The organism is uncultured Winogradskyella sp. (assembly GCF_947498005.1).
Classification (GTDB): Bacteria; Bacteroidota; Bacteroidia; order Flavobacteriales; family Flavobacteriaceae; genus Winogradskyella.
Window position 1 is genome coordinate 553,632 of record NZ_CANMIW010000002.1, and the last position, 19,488, is coordinate 573,119.

General features: G+C 32.1%; 16 protein-coding genes. 2 read left to right on the forward strand and 14 right to left on the reverse strand.

Annotation, left to right across the window (positions count from 1 at the left end):
- Window positions 1-10: 10 nt before the first annotated feature.
- Both Q0891_RS05780 and Q0891_RS05785 read right to left on the reverse strand, forming a co-directional pair.
- Entirely contained in the window at window positions 11-2,995 is a 2,985-nt protein-coding gene (locus Q0891_RS05780; RefSeq protein ID WP_299099644.1) for an amidohydrolase family protein, read from the reverse strand.
- A gap of 166 nt (window positions 2,996-3,161) precedes the next feature.
- Window positions 3,162-4,229: a DUF3810 domain-containing protein gene (locus Q0891_RS05785; RefSeq protein ID WP_299099646.1), complete on the reverse strand. Its 1,068-nt coding sequence runs from the start codon at window positions 4,227-4,229 to the stop codon at window positions 3,162-3,164.
- Window positions 4,230-4,777: 548 nt separating this feature from the next.
- Here Q0891_RS05785 and Q0891_RS05790 point away from each other — a divergent pair.
- Window positions 4,778-6,241, forward strand: a complete 1,464-nt coding sequence (locus Q0891_RS05790) for an aminoacyl-histidine dipeptidase (RefSeq protein ID WP_299099648.1) — start codon at window positions 4,778-4,780, stop codon at window positions 6,239-6,241.
- 157 nt (window positions 6,242-6,398) lie between these two features.
- Here the strand turns inward: Q0891_RS05790 and Q0891_RS05795 are convergent, their stop codons facing one another.
- Genes Q0891_RS05795 through Q0891_RS05805 form a run of 3 tightly spaced genes read right to left on the reverse strand, consistent with a single transcriptional unit; the run spans window position 6,399 to window position 9,151 of the window.
- A complete protein-coding gene (locus Q0891_RS05795; protein ID WP_299099650.1) occupies window positions 6,399-7,580 on the reverse strand; it encodes a peptidylprolyl isomerase in 1,182 nt (393 codons plus the stop codon).
- A complete protein-coding gene (gene gldI, locus Q0891_RS05800) occupies window positions 7,573-8,106 on the reverse strand; it encodes a gliding motility-associated peptidyl-prolyl isomerase GldI (RefSeq protein WP_299099652.1) in 534 nt (177 codons plus the stop codon). The genes Q0891_RS05795 and gldI overlap by 8 nt, the downstream gene beginning before the upstream one ends.
- A 10-nt stretch (window positions 8,107-8,116) precedes the next feature.
- Window positions 8,117-9,151: a bifunctional oligoribonuclease/PAP phosphatase NrnA gene (locus tag Q0891_RS05805; RefSeq protein WP_299099654.1), complete on the reverse strand. Its 1,035-nt coding sequence runs from the start codon at window positions 9,149-9,151 to the stop codon at window positions 8,117-8,119.
- Between the two features lie 211 nt (window positions 9,152-9,362).
- Between Q0891_RS05805 and Q0891_RS05810 the strand changes: the two genes are divergently transcribed.
- Window positions 9,363-9,782: a nucleoside-diphosphate kinase gene (locus tag Q0891_RS05810; RefSeq protein WP_173301589.1), complete on the forward strand. Its 420-nt coding sequence runs from the start codon at window positions 9,363-9,365 to the stop codon at window positions 9,780-9,782.
- A gap of 359 nt (window positions 9,783-10,141) precedes the next feature.
- Here Q0891_RS05810 and Q0891_RS05815 read toward each other — a convergent pair whose 3' ends face one another.
- The 9 genes from Q0891_RS05815 to Q0891_RS05855 all read right to left on the reverse strand — a co-directional run bounded on the left by Q0891_RS05815 (window position 10,142) and on the right by Q0891_RS05855 (window position 19,400).
- Complete coding sequence (locus Q0891_RS05815) at window positions 10,142-10,534, reverse strand: hypothetical protein (RefSeq protein WP_299099656.1); 393 nt, start codon at window positions 10,532-10,534, stop codon at window positions 10,142-10,144.
- A 170-nt stretch (window positions 10,535-10,704) separates the two neighbouring features.
- Window positions 10,705-11,286 carry a hypothetical protein gene (locus tag Q0891_RS05820; RefSeq protein ID WP_299099658.1) on the reverse strand — a complete coding sequence of 194 codons (582 nt, stop codon included), beginning with the start codon at window positions 11,284-11,286 and terminating at the stop codon, window positions 10,705-10,707.
- A 4-nt stretch (window positions 11,287-11,290) separates the two neighbouring features.
- Entirely contained in the window at window positions 11,291-11,782 is a 492-nt protein-coding gene (locus Q0891_RS05825; RefSeq protein WP_299099660.1) for an RNA polymerase sigma factor, read from the reverse strand.
- A 329-nt stretch (window positions 11,783-12,111) separates the two neighbouring features.
- Window positions 12,112-12,552 carry a hypothetical protein gene (locus tag Q0891_RS05830; protein ID WP_299099662.1) on the reverse strand — a complete coding sequence of 147 codons (441 nt, stop codon included), beginning with the start codon at window positions 12,550-12,552 and terminating at the stop codon, window positions 12,112-12,114.
- 14 nt (window positions 12,553-12,566) lie between these two features.
- On the reverse strand, window positions 12,567-12,965 hold the full coding sequence (locus tag Q0891_RS05835) for an immunity 7 family protein (RefSeq protein ID WP_299099664.1): 399 nt from the start codon (window positions 12,963-12,965) through the stop codon (window positions 12,567-12,569).
- A 359-nt stretch (window positions 12,966-13,324) separates the two neighbouring features.
- Window positions 13,325-17,275: an Eco57I restriction-modification methylase domain-containing protein gene (locus Q0891_RS05840; protein ID WP_299099666.1), complete on the reverse strand. Its 3,951-nt coding sequence runs from the start codon at window positions 17,273-17,275 to the stop codon at window positions 13,325-13,327.
- On the reverse strand, window positions 17,262-18,272 hold the full coding sequence (locus Q0891_RS05845; RefSeq protein WP_299099668.1) for a restriction endonuclease subunit M: 1,011 nt from the start codon (window positions 18,270-18,272) through the stop codon (window positions 17,262-17,264). The genes Q0891_RS05840 and Q0891_RS05845 overlap by 14 nt, the downstream gene beginning before the upstream one ends.
- Complete coding sequence (locus Q0891_RS05850; RefSeq protein ID WP_237275260.1) at window positions 18,269-18,469, reverse strand: helix-turn-helix transcriptional regulator; 201 nt, start codon at window positions 18,467-18,469, stop codon at window positions 18,269-18,271. Before Q0891_RS05850 ends, Q0891_RS05845 begins: the two co-directional genes overlap by 4 nt.
- A gap of 352 nt (window positions 18,470-18,821) precedes the next feature.
- Complete coding sequence (locus tag Q0891_RS05855; RefSeq protein WP_299099670.1) at window positions 18,822-19,400, reverse strand: hypothetical protein; 579 nt, start codon at window positions 19,398-19,400, stop codon at window positions 18,822-18,824.
- Between the last annotated feature and the right edge of the window lie 88 nt (window positions 19,401-19,488).

Here is a 19,488-nt window from a genome sequence, read left to right on the forward strand (position 1 = left end):
ATCTAATTTTTTAGTGTGCAGAATGTTGTTCATTATCCATAGAATCGCAATGCAATAAGCGTTCTCTTTTCTTCTTTACAGGTTGTGTTTGCATTCCTTTGTTTTTATCTTGAAGCATTAAATTAATCAACTCGCTTTTTTCCTTTTTAATTGCTTCACGCATTTGTTTGTCTTGCTCTAGATCAAAGTACGTAACCCCTTCAATAATTGTTTTTTCAGCTTTTGCATAAATAGACATAGGATGGTCTGTCCATAAGACCACATCAGCATCTTTTCCAACTTTTAAACTTCCAACGCGGTTATCTAAATGTAGAAGTTTAGCTGGATTCAAAGTCACAAACTTCCAAGCCTCCTCTTCACTAATGCCACCATATTTTACAGATTTAGCAGCTTCTTGATTTAAGCGTCTAGACATTTCGGCATCATCAGAATTTATAGCCACAGTTACACCTGCATTATGCATAATAGCTGCATTGTACGGAATGGCATCATTTACTTCATATTTATAAGCCCACCAATCACTAAAAGTAGAACCACCAACACCATGGTCTTTCATTTTATCGGCGACTTTGTATCCTTCAAGAATGTGCGTAAAGGTGTTAATTTTAAAGTCGAATTGCTCTGCAACTTTCATCAACATATTGATTTCACTTTGCACATAAGAATGACAAGAAATAAAACGCTCGCTATTTAGAATCTCAGCAAGAGTTTCCATTTCGATATCCTTTCGGTATGGTTGGCCACTTTTCTTTAAGTCGTCATATGCTTTGGCTCTTGTAAAGTAATCAACAAACACTTGTTCAACGCCCATACGAGATTGAGGGAAACGTGCATTTCTTCGAACTCTAGATTGTTTTACATTTTCTCCTAATGCGAATTTTATAAACTTTGGCGAGTTATCATAAATTAAATTTTCAGCAGATTCTCCCCATTTTAATTTAATAATAGCCGAACGGCCACCAATAGGATTTGCTGAACCATGTAAAATCTGAATCGATGTTACACCACCAGCCAAATTTCTGTAGATATCAATAGATTCGTCATTAATAACATCTTCAATAGTAACTTCTGCCGACGAATTTTGACCACCCTCGTTTATAGATGAAGCCGCAATATGCGAATGCTCATCTATAATACCAGCCGTTATATGTTTGCCAGTAGCATCAATAACTTTCGCTTTTTTATTTGAAAGGTTTTTGCCGATTTTAGAAATCTTTCCATCCTTAATTAGAACGTCTGTATTTTCTAAAACACCATCTTTTTCATTAGTCCAAACAGTTGCGTTCTTAAATAATAAAGTTTCAGATTGTGGCTTTTCTTCAAAACCATAGGCTAAATTAGGATATGAAATAGGGCTCATAAATGGTTTGTCCTTTATCACTTCATGTCTCTTTTTACCATCCTTTTTAGGTGCTTCTTTTTGTTTTGCTTTTAAGGCATTAAAAGGTAATTCATTGCCATTTGGAAGAATTGCTTTGCCATTTAAAGCATTGTGATTTGAAGCATTTGCAACCACTCTTATATACTCTTGTTTGGTACTATCCGCAGTTTTAAATGTTAAGGTTGCCCAGTTATCTTTATAACTCATTTTGGTGCTTAAATCCTTATCGGTACTTTTAATTTTAGCCTTAGGTTTACTTGTGCTACCAGAGATATTTAATTCATAAGCTGTGTTATTGATTTTAAAGGTGTAATCGCCATCAATATCAGTTTTAGACCTGTCCGAAATTATATTAGCTGTACCTTGAACCCAATTTTCGTAAAGTTTGGTCTTCTTTTCAAAAATATCGCCATCTGTGATTAAGAAGTTAGCGTAGCTACCTGTTTTTAACGTTCCTAAAACATCTGATTTTCCTAATAATGAAGCTGGAATCGTTGTTAAAGCTTCTAAGGCCTTTTGTTTAGAAAGTCCCATTTCAATGGCTTTCATTAAATTGGTTTTAAATGATTTTTTAGATTTTAAACCATGCGTTGTAAATGTGAAATTTATACCGTTTTCGGCTAATAATCTCGGATTGTGAGGTTCTTGATTCCAAGAACGCATATCGCTCAAAGACAACGTACTTGCTAAGAAAGGGTCTTCAACATTGTAAGCCAATTGAAAATCTAACGGAAGAATAATAGTAGCATTTGTCGCTTTAACTTCGCTAATACGTTCGTACTCATCGCCACCACCTAAAATGGTGTATTGAATATTATAAGCATCGCCAACTTTATCGGCACGCAAAAGATTCATTCTGCTTCCAGCTTCAAAAATCTGTAATAAATTCTTATTTTTATTTAAGGCTTCTAAGGATAAATCTTTAGTATTAATATGTCCTGCCGCATACCAATCGGCATCAAGGTACATTTGTCTTAACAAGGCCATGCTTCCCATAATTGAAGATGGATAAGACTGATTAGATTTGGCACTTTTACTAAATGAAAAATGCTGAGACGTTCTACCATCTACAATTCGCATGGCATTATCAGCATTGTTATTTAAAGCAATTAAAGCACCTGTTCCGCGCACAACACCATCAGGAAAATGGGTGTTTACGGTTCCGAAACCTAAATTTAGTAATTCTGTAGCGGATTTTTCATCGTACTTAAAAGTCGTCATAACGTCTTGTTCTGGCATCACGTGGTCGTTCCAGTAAAAACCGCTTCGGCTTGGTCCATATTGAGATTCGCCGCGTTGTCGTTTTGGTTTTTCTACACCAAATGTGGTATATAAATCAATAAAAGAAGGATAAATAGTTTTACCAGAGAGGTCAATGGTTGTTGTATTCTTCGGAATTGAAACCGATTGGCCAACGCTTACCACTTTACCATCTTTAATAAGAAGTGTGGCATTGTTTATAACTTCGGTTGGCGATACATGTATCGTTGCATTGGTAAATGCTGTGTAATTGGTGTTATTTGCTATGACACCAGCATTACTAGGAAAGTAATCTTGAGCAAATAGTGAAAAACTGCACATTAGTACGAGCAGTCGTAGGTAGTGTTTTATCATAAAATATGTGGTTGGATTAATGCTTTTAAAGATAGTAATTATTGGTTAAATCGGAATTAAAAATGTTGTTTTAACTTTTGAAAGCTGTGTATGCAGTGATTTTGAAAATCGTCTAAGCGGATTTCTATGCGCACTCTTCGTAGCTTAAATAGCCGTTGTAGAGAAACTATAGGTTTTTATCCTCATAATAATTTACCAAAAGTGCGACAACGTAGCTGTAGCTTTTCATGCCAGCAGATTGGTTGTTGGCTTTTAAGAAATTGTCGAATGTCTTTTCAAAAAAAGGTTCAATAGGATTTTTATAAGCGTTCCAGAAGTCCTGATTTTCTTGATAGTTTTTTAAGATGCCTTTGTTTATGGTTTGTAAGATTGTTTCATAACGTTCGGGCTCTCTTTTATAAACTTCAGCCAAGCAATAGCGCAAGGCAAAGGTGTAACCCGAATATTTAAAATAAGTGTCTTTATTATGAATGGCAGCTAAACTACCAATAAAATTAGCTTCGTTTTCGGCAGCATAACCTAATTGATGTGCGGCTTCGTGACACGATGTGGTTGGAAATTTATAGGTTGGAATTAATCCATTTACTTGAGCTTCATTGGTAAACGGATTTATATAACCCGAAAATCCCATGTATGTTAGTGCTAAACTGTAAATAGATTTTTTTATGCTCTTAGGATGGTATTCTAAATGTGGATATTCCTCTGATAGTGTTTGGTAGCCCTCCTTTACTTTGGCCATTATTTCAGTTTTTGTAAAAGGCAATTCAACTTTTATAGTATCGTTTTTTGCAAGTTGAAGTTGTAGTGAATTCGATTTTTTAATTAAGCGTTCTGTAAATGTGATGAGTTGTTCGGTTGTGTATTCTGCTTCAAGATTTAAGGACTTGTACAAAGGTTGTCTGTAATAATTGAAAGCCCAAAGGATATGAAAAGCAAAATAGGCTAGGGATAATGTGGCACCAATATCTAATAACCAATTTTTAGTATCTTTTACAATACGTTTTCTGTTAATAATTAGCCATCTTATAAGATAAATGCCAGCCAAAGTGTAAAAAATATCGCCTATGGAAAACGGTAGCCAGCCAAAAACATAGCGCGACAATTTAGATAAAAACTGATAGATTCCGTTGCTGTAAAATTGCTCAACAAATTCAGGGTAATATTTCAATTGAGATAAAATGAGCAACTGAATTCCGAAGAAAATAACAAGGATGAGTTTTTTGTTTTTACGCATGTTTCAAATTTAGGGAAAAGTTGGAAGGTTGGGAAGCCTTAAAGTTGTGAAGTTTGATAGTTTGAAAAGTTATAAAGATACAAAGTTGCAGAGGTTCAAAGGTTCAAAGGTTCAAAGGTTCAAAGGTGCAAAGTTTTTGATTTATTTTTTTTCTTAATTTTTTCTTTGATTAATAAGAAGCTCAAAATTAAAATAGTACTAATTCCAACGAAAAGTAATCCGTATTTGAATAAACCTGTTATGAAAAATGTTGCAAATCCTTTATAACGATTCTTATTTGCGCATTCAACGAGTTGCGGTATGATGTTAGAGTGTTCTAGAAAGAAATAACCGACTATACAGATTACGCTAATTATATAATATTTTAGAATTTTTAGGTTCCGTTTTGTCATTACTTATTTGTCCTATGCGTGTTATATCTTAATGATACATTAGTAAAGTTAAATCATTATTTGTTATCCCAACAAAGACTGCTTCATATTTCGTAAATTTGCACAACCTAAAAATAAATTATTAACTTAAAAGACACCCATTTTGTGGGCATATATATGAGTTCAGAAATAAGAAACTTAGAGCCAAAACAACTTTGGAATAAATTCGCAGATTTAAACGCGGTACCACGACCTTCTAAAAAGGAAGAGCGTGTGATTCAATTTATGAAAGATTTTGGAAACCATCTTGGATTAGAAACTATTGAAGACGAAGTAGGTAATGTTATCATCCGCAAACCTGCAACGGCTGGTATGGAAGACCGTAAAGCCATTGTAATGCAAAGTCATTTAGATATGGTGCATCAAAAAAATAACGACACTGTTTTCGATTTTGATACACAAGGTATTGAAATGTTTGTAGAAGGCGATTGGGTAAAAGCAAAAGGTACTACGCTTGGTGCAGACAATGGGTTAGGTGTAGCCACCATTATGGCTATTTTAGAAAGTGATTCTATTGCACATCCTGCTTTAGAAGCTTTATTTACAATTGACGAAGAAACCGGAATGACAGGTGCTCAAGGTTTAAAAGGAGGCTTGCTTAAAGGCGATATTCTTTTAAATTTAGATACTGAAGAGGATGATGAGATTGGCGTCGGTTGTGCAGGAGGTGTTGATGTTACAGCAACAAGAGACTACAAAGAAGAAGAAACACCAGAATTTAAAATTGGTTATACTATAACTGTAAAAGGGTTGCAAGGTGGACATTCAGGTATGCAAATCCATGAAGGTTTAGGAAATGCTAATAAGCTAATGAATCGTTTACTATTTGATGGTTTTGAAAACTTTGGATTACGTATTTCTGAAATTGATGGTGGAAGTTTACGAAATGCTATTCCTAGAGAAAGTAATGCTATTGTAGCCATAGATGCGGTGCATGAAGCTGCTTTTGAAGCCGAAATGAAAGATTTTGTTGATCTGCTTAAAGTAGAATTTAAAACGATGGAACCAGATTTAGAAATTATAGTGTCTAAAACCGAACTTCCTGTAAAAATTATGGATTTAGGTGTGCAAGAAGGTTTAACTAGAGCTTTGTATGCTGCACATAATGGTGTTTACAGAATGAGTCCGGATATTGAAGGCTTAGTAGAAACATCAAATAACATTGCGAGAGTTATTGTAAAAGATGGAGCAATAAAAATTGGTTGTTTAACACGTAGTTCTGTTGATAGCACCAAAGAAGATTTAGCGAATACATTACGTGCTACTTTTGAATTAACTGGTTGCGAGGTAGAATTATCTGGCGATTATCCTGGTTGGGCACCAAATATGGATTCTGATATTTTAAAAGTGATGGTACCTATTTATGAGCGTTTAAACAATGGAGAAAAACCTCATGTTGCAGCTTGCCACGCAGGACTAGAATGTGGAATTTTAGGAACTAACTACCCAAAAATGGATATGATTAGTTTTGGACCAAATATTAAAGGTGCGCACTCACCAGATGAACGTGCTCAGATTTCTTCGGCACAGAAGTACTGGGAATTTGTATTAGAGATTTTAAAAAATATCCCGAAAGCATAATTTTATTGATTCTGCTAGACTTTTATGAGTAAGTAAGTTAGTGAAAAAAGTAAAAGACCTGTCAGGTTTTCAAAACCTTACAGGTCTAATATAATTGCAATAAAAAAGCTGGTATTAAGTCAATTCTTAATACCAGCTTTTTTTATGTTACACTTTATTATTCTGAAATTTCAGTAAGTTCCATGATAAATATTAAATCCGTATTTGGTGGAATAGGATTACGACCTCTTTCACCATATGCTAAATGAGAAGGCATATAGAAATACCCTTTTTCTCCAACTTTTAACATCGCTGCCGCTTCTTTAAAACCAGCAATCATACCTGCTTCTGGCGTAATTTTCATTGGCATTGGCTTATACATATCACGTTGTGTCTTCATAGGATTTAGCATTCCGTATTTTTCTTCAACGTCCTTAACGTTACTGTCAAATAATTTACCATCTACAAAATAACCTTCATAATTGATTTTTACATCAGACCCTTGTTTTGGTTTAGCACCATTAGTTGTGGTTATCATGTGCACCTTTAATCCAGATGCTAATGTTTTAGTTTTTGAATTATAATCTTCAAAAATCAATTTAGTTGCTTCAGCAGCTACAGCAGATTTTTCTTCTCTAACTTTTTTAGCTTCTTCAGCTTTTTTTCTAGCTTCAATTCTCGCTTCTGCAGCACGTTCCTTAATTTTAGGTAATTCTTCAGTAAAAACTTTAGGTGCATCAAAAGACTTTGCATCAGACCCTTTTCTTATAATATTAAGCTTTGTAATTACAACGTCTTCAACTGGCTTGTGATTTCTAGCACTAGGGTCAATAACTTCAACATTAGAAATAGAATCTTGTATTTCTAAACCTTCAACCAATTCTCCAAAAACAGCATGCTTGTTATCTAATCTTGGATCTGGTCTTTCCATAATGAAGAATTGACTTCCGTTTCCATTAGGGCCGCCATTTGCCATAGATAAAATACCTGGTTTGTCGTGTTTTAAATCTACATGAAATTCATCATCAAATTTATATCCAGGATCTCCCATTCCTGTCGCAGTTGGGTCACCACCTTGAATCATAAATCCATCAATTACTCTATGAAACGTTGTGCCATCATAATAAGGTTTACCTTTATATTCTTCACTTGCTAATGGGTGATTTCCTTCAGCTAATGCTACAAAATTAGCAACTGTTACAGGCGTTCTATCTGCATATAATTTGGCAATCATAGTGCCTTTATTGGTTACAAACTCTGCATAAAGTCCGTCTTCTAAATTGGGATATTGTACTTGGCAAGAAAAATTTACCGTTAATAATAATAGTACAACGATTGCTGTAAGCGTTTTTTTAATCATTTGTTTTAATTATAGTGTTTAATGTTACTTCGCAAATTAGAGGAATATTAGTTCCTATTTTATGTTCGTCTCCATAATATCCAAAAGCTTTTTGGGATGGAAAAATAAATGTAGCAGATTCTGTAGGTTTAAGTAATTTTAGCCCTTCGCGTAAACCAGTGAACAATTCTTCCTTGTCCATAACGTAAGTTTTATTGGTGTCTGCATAAATCTGATCACCTTCTATATTGGAGACATCAAAAGTGAAATCGACCACATCACCAAATTGCGGTTGAACCGTGTCATTTTCTATTTGGGTGTTATATGAATACCAAAAACCGCTTTTAGATGCAATATAGTTCCTGTTTGGATTACTTTTTATTAAGTCTTGAATTTGTTGGTGTTCTAGCTCGTTGAGTTTTTTGTTTCGCTCAGCAGATGCTTTTAAAAATGAACCAGATTGAACTGATTCTGGTAATCTAGCTTCAGGTGATTTACAACTAAAACACAGCATAGTAAGAGCAAATACGAAGAGTAGGTTTTTCATAATATTTAATTTAATGCCCATTTTGGGCTTGGGACAAATCTTTTTTATACTGTGGTAATATACTAATAAATTTATTTATAGCCGTTTCCATGTCTGTTTCACTGCGTCCACCCGCTGCATTTGTGTGTCCTCCACCATGAAAATGTGCTCTAGAAAATTCATTTACAGAGAATTCTCCTTTACTTCTAAATGAGATTTTGATAATGTTATCTTGTTTGTTTTCAATAAAAATTGCAGCAAATATAATTCCCTCTAGCGACAATCCATAGTTTACAAAACCTTCAGTGTCTCCTTTTTTAAAATTGTATTGGTCTAATTCTGCTTGAGAAAGGGTAGTGTAAGCCGTTCTCAGTTCTGGTATCACTTTTAGATTTTGCATCGCTCTACCTAATAATTGTAAACGACTGTAACTGTTAGAATCGTATATATTATTATGAATTTGAGAATTGTCTGCTCCTTTTTCAATTAAACTACCAATAACTTGATGAGTTTTGGTTGTAGTTGCCGGGAATCTGAAAGATCCTGTATCTGTCATAATGCCAACATACAAACATGTTGCAATGGTTGCCTCTATTTTTTGAGTGTCTCCAAGCATATCTATGAAATTATATACCATTTCGCAGGTTGAAGACATTGTTACATCAGAGTACATATATTTTGCATAATCATCTGGTTGCTGGTGATGGTCTATCATAATTTTTGTAGACTTAGAAGCTTCTAAAACTTCTGCCATTTGATGGCCAGCTCTATGAAAGGCATTAAAATCTAAAGTAAAAATTAAATCTGCGTTTTCAATATGCGGAATGCAATCGTTTTGTTGAGTTTCAAATTTTAATACTGTATCGTCTCCTGGCAACCATTTTAAAAAGTTTGGATAATCATTTGGTGCAATAACAATGGCATTATGATTATTTAATTTTAAATAATGATATAAGCCAAGTGTAGAACCCATAGCATCACCATCTGGATTTCTGTGTGGCACAATAACAATGTTCTTAGGTGAACTTAATAGCGCTTTTAGGTCTGAAATTTGAGCTTTATTCATAGATGGCGAAGATACGTTTTTTTAGATTTTATTAATCTTATTTTTAAAATTGAAATGATAAAATTTTATTAAAATTTTACAGCATAGCATAGATATCACTAGGGTTGGTAAGATTTATTAACAGCACTAAAACTATGATCAAATTAATAAATATTGCACTTGATTAATTAAAGAAATACATTACTTTTGCAGAATATTTAAAAAAAGATACATGGCAACTAACAGAACATTTACAATGTTAAAGCCTGATGCTGTTGAAAAAGGACACATTGGCGCAATATTAGAAAAAATTTCAGCTTCAGGATTTAGAATCGTAGCAATGAAATTAACACAAATGACTAAGGCGGATGCTGAGGAATTTTATGCAATACATAACGAGCGTCCATTTTTTGGAGAGTTAGTAGAGTATATGACTCGTGGACCTATTGTAGCAGCTGTTTTAGAAAAAGAAAATGCAGTTGAAGATTTTAGAACATTAATTGGAGCTACTAATCCTGCTGATGCAGCAGAAGGTACTATCCGTAAAATGTTTGCAGATTCTATTAGCGAAAATGCTGTTCACGGAAGTGATAGCGATGACAATGCAGCTATAGAGAGTGCTTTCCATTTTGCAGGAAGAGATATGTTTTAAGCTAAAAACATTAAGCTAAATAAAAAAGATCATCTTATTAGATGGTCTTTTTTGTTTGAAAGTGTTTTCAGTTGTTTGTCGCTTTATCTTCTCCTTTTGGAATTTTTCTATCCTCTAATATTGTATCTGTTATTGGTATTTGCTTTTCATAAAGAAGTTGCTAATCATAATTATCCTAAAAATATTCATCTCTAAATTCATTGTTAACATTTATAAAATCTGATTCTTTCGAGATTTTCATGCGTTCAGCTCCTTAAAAAGAGCAAACAGAATGATTAAGCCAACTTATAATAGTGTCTGATTTTCCATAGTAGGCAAGAATCAAGCAATAAATTATATGCTGTGTTAGGCACTGGCTTTTATTTTTTCTTTAAGCCGTTTTCTTTCATTATATCAAAGGCTTTGTCAAATTCGGCTTTCCGTTCCGTTTTTACATTGCCATAAACCATTTCTGTTCCATCAATATATTCCTTTCGTGAGTGAGTTTCAGAGTTCTCATTTTTCGGTAATTCAAGTCCTGCATTTCCGCCTCTTAAAATAATCACATAGCTATTATCAGAATATACAAAGTCTTGGTAAAATCCCTCTTCGTAAGATTCAACTTGATTTTTTTCAATTCCGATTGGTAATGTCAAATAATAGTCAGACATATTTATTTGAACATCTGCGAAAGAGTACTCAATTCCGCTTTTCTGTTTACAACTCAGCAGTATTAAAATTCCGAAAATCAGTATGAAAATTTTTCTATTCATTCTTTTCCGTTTGAGTGAGTTCAGCTTGTGCCTAACGTTGTTGTATATGGAAAGTTGCGTGTTTACGTGCGAGGATTTTCCGAAGGAAAATCAGACGTAGTAAACGTACAACGACCTTTATTTTAGCACAACACCAGCAATAAATTATATACGGTGTTAGGCACTGGCTTTTAATTCTTATTCTCCAAATCAGAAATTAAACTTAACGTTTTTCTTTTGTTGACATCTAGATTTCTTTTATTGATGATGTAAGCTACAACAAAAAGAATGACTGTCGCTAAATGAAAAAATATTCGATTTTCGTTGTTAATCTCAAAATTAAATATTGTTCCATTTTTGTTTAGACCAAGCAATGCAATATTTAGCGCTATTATTATTACTGACATATATATTAACAAATGTTTAATGCTATAATCCATTTTTTTAGACAGGTTTTTAATGAAGTCATGATTGTTAAAATCAGATTCATTAGAAATAATTTCATATTTGTTCTTATAAAGAGGTATTAGTTTTATGGAAACACCAATTAATAACATTACAAAGGATACTAAATAATACTTATTTGCTAATAATTCAGATATTCCAATTGAACAAGCCGTAATAAGAATGATTGATACAATCACTAACTTTGTTCTTTGTTCTTTAGAATTTCTTTCCATTTGATTTAACCTTTCAATAAGTTCATTCGATTCAAGTGTATTTGATTTTTGTTCTTGCCACATATTTTTCCATTTTATTATTTGTGTTTCCATTTTCTTAAATTTTAGTGATTAATTTTTTCTTAATTCTGTTTATTCTTGCACCTACATTAGATGTACTAATTCCTGTTATTTCCGCTATTTCTTTGTAGGTATTATCTTCTAATAGTAAGCTAATTATTATTCTGTCTATTTCTTTTAAAGTTGAAATAGCTTGATACAATTTTTTAATCTGGTCTTGTTTGTCAGATTCAAATACTTGAGTAGTTTCTGTTTTTAAATTATTTGGTAATAGGTTTGTTTCCCTATATCTAGATTTATTGATTTTATTTATTGATAACAGCGCAGTATTTGTTGTTATTCTATAAACCCAAGTATTAATTGAACTTTCTTGTCTAAAACTGTCTAAACTTTTCCAAACTCTAATTAAAACTTCTTGAAATAGGTCATCTGCATCTGTTGTATTTCCCATAAAACCCAAGCAAAGACGATAGATTTTATCTTTTAAATCTACATAGATTTGGTCAAAATATTTTTCTTTATTTTTCATAAAATTCGGTAAAAGCACTAGAGTAAATCGAACTGATTTTATGAGAAATCTTAAATGGTTTTTGTGTAATTATTGCTGTTTTTTTCATCTAATTTGTTTGAATGATTTACTCTTTAGATTAGCAAATGAAGTTTTTATTACACTTTTCTTGAAATTTTTTATTTGAGGTGGTTTTTCAGCTTGTGCCTAACGTGTTTGTGTATGATTAGTGGCGTGTTTAAGCACCTAATTTAGCAAATAAAAACCGAATAGAAAATCCGCTAGGATTTTCGTAAGTAGGCGAGAACCAAGCAATGAATTATACACGGTGTTGTGTGTAGTTTTTTTTATTAAGTTTCAATTTCTTTAAGCAATCTTTCTAATTCCAGATTGTTATTCCAACCGCCTGACTCATTCATTGAAATCAAAAGGTATTTTTTTGCATCTACTAAATTCCGAGTGACTCCTTTTACAGTTGCATTTTTCCAAGGTTTTTTATCATCAGTTATTAAATACTCAAAATAATATTCGTGTCCGAGAGCTTCGATAATCACAAACCATTTGGAATCCCACTTATCTTCGTTTTGTAAAATTAATCTTGAGTGAGAAGTCAATCCCCAAATTTTAGTTTTTTTGAAGTTCTCATTTAGCATTTCAACAAACTTGAGCATATTTTTTCCTCTTTCAGACCAAACAGAGTTGCTTTTATCTTTTGATATGTCCAAATAATATTCTTCTATTCCGTTAAGTCTTTTTCGTTTATTCTGCTTAGTATTTGCTAATAGAGGCATTGGCTAATGAGTTTTTATTCTTCAATTTCGGGATTCAATGGTGAAAGATAAATATCGTTCAATTCAACCACTTTTCCTTTTTTCATAGACCATACTTTAAATTTATCTTCGTTTCCTCTTTCAATATCTTCGTCATCTTGAACATACATAATTCCATATGAACCTTTTGAAATTTGGGCAATCCATTTAAAAAAGTCAATTACGTGTTCAGCCACAGTCCGATGATTATGATTTACCATAATAGATAAATGATAAGTTCCATTCAAGCACTTTAAAGAATAAAATTCATTCCTATAATCTAACTCGTTTAGTTTTGATTCAATTTGCTTTACAATCGAGTTCAAAAGTTCATTATCGTCATCTTCTTCTTTATAAGATTCTCGGATTACAGCCCAACCATTAACTTCAATCATATCGTTTTTCTCAAATTACACACAACGGTCTTGTGTATGAAACGTAGCGTATAAATAAACGCTAACTTTTCGGGTTTAGCACGAGCGAATTTTTTATTTTTATGTTTAATTTTCTTTTTTAAATATAACCAAACAAAAAATTTGGCGTACTTTGTAAATACACAAAAACCTCTCGGAAAGCCTATAATAGCTATGTTTTATACACGTTGTTGTAAGTAGTGCTTTCACGTTCTGCTTGGTTTTTCGATGTTTGTTATTTAGTTCAAATGTGAGCGTTGGCTAGACATACTCTTTTGCAATTTTTGGCGTAGCGTTGGCTGTAGCGAATTGCGAATGTGTATGGCTTTGAGCGTTGGCTTTTACATCGTTTTTATCATTTTTTCAATAAATTCAATTTCTTCTTTACTCAATTTATATTTTTCATAAAGTTGCTTGTCAATTTCCTCAATGGATTTACTCCAGTCGATGTCAGATTCAGAAGTGAAATTCTGGAGAGGAACAAATTTGTATGTTTTTGATGTTCCGTGTTGGCTTACTTTCGGAATGCTATGCATAAACCTAGTAAACTTAGTGAAACAATAGTTTGTTAGATTTTTAGCTGATTCTTTTTTTAAGTCTAAATCAGCTCCTATAACGATATATGTTTCAGTACTTATTGTATTTGGCTCTCCTACGAATGCATTCAAGTTATCATCATTTAACTCTGTCCCAATATTGTTAGCGTAAGGTGCAAATACTTTGAATTTATCAATCCAATTAGTATTTTTTGCGATTTCCTCTTTATTTAAAAACCCTACTTGTTTTCCTCTACCATAGCACAAAACAGGTGATGTTAGTCCATTTTTTGTAGACCTAAAGATTGTTTTGTTTTTAACAATATTTCCCTCTAGACCAAAAGGTTTTCTTGAAGATATAATGTTTTCAAAAGACTCATATTTATCATTTGATTTAACCTTTTTGAGTATATCCACAGCAATACTGTGTCGAATAAGAATGTCAGAGTCTTCTGTTTTTAAATTTCTTAAACTTTGAGTTGGGATTAAATTATCATTATAAGTAAATACTTTCGTTAAGTCTTCACTATTGTCATAACTCTTATCTCTTAAGAAAAAACAAATACCTCCTCTGTTATTTGTATTGGAGAAAATGATATCTGGCTTTAAAAAATCGTGTAGTTCCGAAACATTTTTGTCATTTAACATTTGGTCTCTAAATGTATCTAACCCTTTTCCACCAGCATACCATCTTGTTGGCATAATGATACAGGTGTAGTTAGAATCCAACTGTTTTGCAATATTTACAAAATGGTGATAAATAGGTCTAGCACTAGCTTGTGCACCTCCATCGCTTTCTTGGTATGGTGGATTACCAACAATTACATTAAATTTCATATCGTTGTTGTTAATTTTTATAGTTTCATCTTCAATCAAATCGTTTTCTTTGATTAAATCGTAAGATGTGTAGTTTGATTCTATATTTTTAATTTCTAGTTCAAGTAGTTTGTATACTTTTCTAGTAAACTCGTAAGCAATCTTGGATGTTGGGATTGAGTAAAAATTATTTGCTACTTCTTTTCCGAATTTTTTATATGTGGCATATACAAACTCGCCTTGTTTGGAAGCAATATCAAGTAGTAAAGTAGTTTCATTTATTGCATCGACAGGTAATGAGTTCATCATTTTATCGGTAACAATTTCGGGTGTAACAATCTCAGAATCCGATAAGCGACTAAATTTCTTCATAGCATTACTTGCTCTTTCAATTGGTGAAATTGTAGTGTCGTTTGCTAAAGAATTTATATTAGAGATTTTATAATCTAATTCGCTTAGTATAAAAGGATTAATGTGCTCCTGAAATAGAACAAGTATGTCTACTTCAAGATTTAAATGTGTTGCTATACGCAGATTGTTTTCATCGTTAATTATTGCATTGATAATTTCTTGAAGTGATTTAACAGTTGAATCCGTTAAAAAAGAAAAGAAAAGAATTCTTGCATAATACATTGCAAACTTTCCTTTGTAATCTATTTTTTCATCATCTTTTGAAGGTTTTGAATCCTTATCACCTTCATCTGGCTTTTCACCATTATCAGGTTCATCACCAGTATCAATATCGTCACCTTCTCCCTCTGATGGTTCTATTTCTAAACCTTGTCTTGATTTTAAACCACCTTGTTTTTCGATTACAGCTTTTATTGCCTCTATGTCTAACAAAGAAAAATCTATAGAAATTGATGTGGCTTCATCTATAACACTCCTTTCATTCGAATATTTGCGAACAGCATCTAAAATATCTGTTGGCTCAACTTCAACCATTTTTTTGTTGTTAATGACAACTATTGGTGAAATTTGTAGTTCTCTTTTTATTCTTTCTTCTAATTCGGTATTTCCGTTAGATTCTACATTAACATTATAAATCTGCGACTTTTGTTCCTGCATTTGGAACACTCTATTAGGGTTAAAATCAACTAATAAGGTTTGAGGTTTCATATTGTATTTTACAATATCGCCATCAGGTTCTTTAAAAACCTTAATAAATTGGCTTTGAAGCCTGAAAATTGCTTGGTCGTACTCTTGTGGTGAAGCTGTATCTTTTAAATAGAGCATAGTATCCCATTCAGGTACTGTACTTCCTGTAAGCATTCTATTTACAGTTAAAGTGATAGTTTTTTTGTTCTCGCTTTCACACTTAGTTATTTTAGATTTTACTGACTGTGTGTCTTTGTAAATTTTAATATTTTCTACACCGGAAATATTGATTACTTCGTAAGAACTTAGGTTTTTGAATTCATTCGATTTAATTAATTCCTCTAAAGCATCACAGGAAGCACGATAGGGAAGAACACAAACCATATGACGACACATTTTACCTTCTTTCAACTTATCATAATCTAGAAAACTTAATAAGTTGTCATCTTCATCTTTACCATCAATCACTTTAAGTAAATCGATGATTTCTTGCTCATAAATAAACTTTTTATGTAGTTGATTTGTGTTGTCTTTAAGTATGGATTTAGGTTTTAATAATTCAGAGAAAGCATAAGTAATACCTGCTTTTTTAAGTTCTTCCATTCTTTGTCTGGAAGATTTATTTGGATTAAATGCAAAACGTATCATTTGAGGAAAACCATAATAAGGGTTATCCCATTCTTTTATTTCATCTTTAATTAGGTTTTGCTCATTCCAATTTTCTTGGTCTTCTGCGATATTTGTGAATTGATAAAAAGCGATTATATCATCATTTGTAAATTCACTATTCATTAAAATTCGATAAGGCGTTCCAGATAGATGAATGCGAACCTTTGCGTTTATAGTTTTAGTAGTATCGTCTAATTGGTCTATAGATTCATCATTTAGTTTTTCCTCATTTTTTCGTTCTTTGGTTGAAAAGTCTTTTAAAACCTTACCATATTCTAATGCTCTTGCACCAAAATGTGTCTCGTCAATAAGTAATAAATCAATTTGATTTTCAAATACTTCCTTATGTTTTGTTTTTATATCATCGCCTTGTAAATCTTGAAGTGTTAGAAATAAAGCGATGTTTTCATTTGCCTCAATTTTTTCTTTAATAATAGAATCACTTTGCAAAAGTGAGTTACTGTCTAAAAACGTAAATCCATCAAACTTTTTATGGCTTTCTACAGTTTTTTTCCATTCTTCTCTAACATCAGCTTTTGCCGAAACAATTAAAACAATTTTGGCATTCATTTCTACTGCACAACACATTGAAGTAAATGATTTACCAAAACGCATTACAGCATACATTAAAAGATTGTTTCTACCTTTATTTAATGCATTTGTGAACCTTTCAATAGTCTCCTTTTGATTTGGTCTTGGCTCATAAGTTTCAGTTCTATTGTAAGTATGAACTATTGGAATATGACTGTCTTCAAATTTATAGAGCTGATATTTTGTATCGTTATTTTTATGAGATTCTTTTATATCAATTATAGCATCATCTACGTCCTTTGGTGTAGCATCTTTGAAAAATTCATTTGAATAATATGGTATTGACTCTAAGGAATCAGGCAATAACCTAGACTTTTGAATATCGTTTTCTAAATATTTATGAACTGCAAAATCTCTAAAAAAAGTTTCTTCATCTATCTTTGCAACTTCTTGAAATTTCTTCTCTAGTTCAGGAAAATATTTTCTCCATTCATTAAGTCTTGTTTCTACTGGTCTGTATGTATCGCCAACTTTTAAATAATTAGGAATTGTTCCAGTTGTAAAAGCGTAAATATGAGGCTCAACTCTTCCAATGATTAATTCCTCAAGTATTTGTATATCTAGTTGATTATTTTCTGCCATTTATTGATTTCTTATTTTCTATTAGGTCAATAAACCTTAGTTTTTTCCCTTTTAAATCTTTGTTTGACCAGTCCATAACTAGACAGTAAATTCCATTATGTTCAAACATATTGTTGTTAAGACAGCCTTTGCAAAATGAATTGTCTGTTTCTTCTTCTCCAAATAGGTTAACTGATTTTGTTTTTATTTCACCACAAGAGAATGGAACAACACCTTTTAAACCATCCATTTGCCAAACATTCCAAGAAATTATATATGCTATCTCTTGAATTGATTTAAGTAAAGGTTCTTTTCTGAATTTATGTTTATAGTTTTCAATGAAAGTAAATAGCATTGACTCTCTTGCTAATAACAAACTGTCACCTTGCCATTCATAAGCATAAGTATTTTTATAAGCTGAGTTCATTGCCTTAAGCCATTCACTAGAATCATCAACATTTTCGTTTATAACTCTTAGTTTTCTATCTAATAAACCAATCCTGCTTTCAATCTCAATGAATTTACCTGTTGTAGTATCGTATCTACTTGTTATGTATGGTGCTTCTCCACAAGAAATTTCAAGTCGAGTATCATTTACATAATCTTTCCAAGTCTTATTTTTGGGGAATTCAATTTTTGTTTGGTTAGTTTCCCATTTTTTTTCATCTGGAATTTCTTTATTGAAAACATTTTTTCTTTCGAACCAAGCATTATCTATTAAGTTATTTTGTGCATTACAAATCCAAGATGGTGTAAATACTTCAGCCATCTTCTTTACTCTGGAATGTTGTAATATTTGGTCTTTTTGAACCCTTGGCATTATTATATTACCATTTATGCCAGTAATGTACTCAGATTGAATCTGATTACTTTCTAAATATGATTCTCCCAAATCCTCATAATTACTTGTTGCCCAAATAATGTTTTTTTGAGTTGTTTGGTCTAGCAAAAGAATATCCAAAACATCTGGATATTTTTCTAAGATTTCATTTTCTAATATGTCGATTTCTGTCCTCAATTCAGTTCTTTTATTGGCACTAGTAATTCTTTTGCTTCTATATTTAAGATTTCAGCAATCTTGTATAAATCCTCTAAACTAGGTTGTCTCCTGTTTTGGGCATAAGAGTTCACCATATTGTAACTTTTTTCCAGTTTTTCAGCTAACCACTTTTGCTTAATTCCTTTTTCTTCTAAAACCTCTTTAATTCGGTTCATAATTGAATTATTTAATTCAGTTTACTAATGTAGGAAGAATTATCAAATATCTCACTAAATGAGTATAAAAATAATCACTTGGTTTGGATGAGCGTTGGGGAAAGGCAAGCTCTTTTTATTTTGTGAGGCACGAGCAAAATGAAATGTGCTTGACTGTGCGGTTGGCTTTTCTAGTTCGAATCTTGAAGTTTAGCACGATTTCCGCATTACTTACAACGCATTTGTATATGGTTTGTTGCGTGGTTAGGCACGTAATTTAGCAAATAAAAACCGAATAGAAAATCCGTGAGGATTTTAGTAAGTAAGCTAGAACTAGCAATGAATTATATAGGGTGTTGGCAAATCGTTATTTTTAATTCCAATATTTTTCTATTAGATGATATACAATTCCTTTATCCACGTCAATTGCTAAATAATTCGCATTCGGATATTTATTACATCGATAAAATTCAATTTTCTCAATATTTTCTATATTATAAAAGAATGAAATTTCCTTTTTAAAATCAGGCATTTCACGCTCTATAAATTCCAAATTCTTTTTCAGTTCATTTCCGTCAGACTTTTTAATTTCTGAGTCAGATATTTCAGGTTGTATGGTTTTCAATTCCGATAGAAACTTTATTATACCTGCCTTATCTGTTTTATATCTAAAATAGCAGGAATAAAAATTAGGCGGAAAGTTAATTTGAACACTTTTTATTTCGTCCATTTCTGGAATAATTTCATCAGAATATATATCTTTTAAAGTTACGTTTTCAGTTGATGAAAATGAATTAAAGGCAAAATTTACTGATTTCTTCCAAGCTTTTTTGGAAACATCCGCAATTTCGGTTTTTGATTTTTCAATCAATTCCTTTCCTTTATTTTTCGCTCTTTGACAAGAACAGAAAATAATTAAAATCGTTAATATTATGTTTGTTTGCGTTTTCATTTAATGTTTGCCAACGTGTTTGTATATGGTTTGTTGCGTGGTTAAGCAACTAAGTTAACAAATAAAAACCGAATAGAAAATCCGCGAG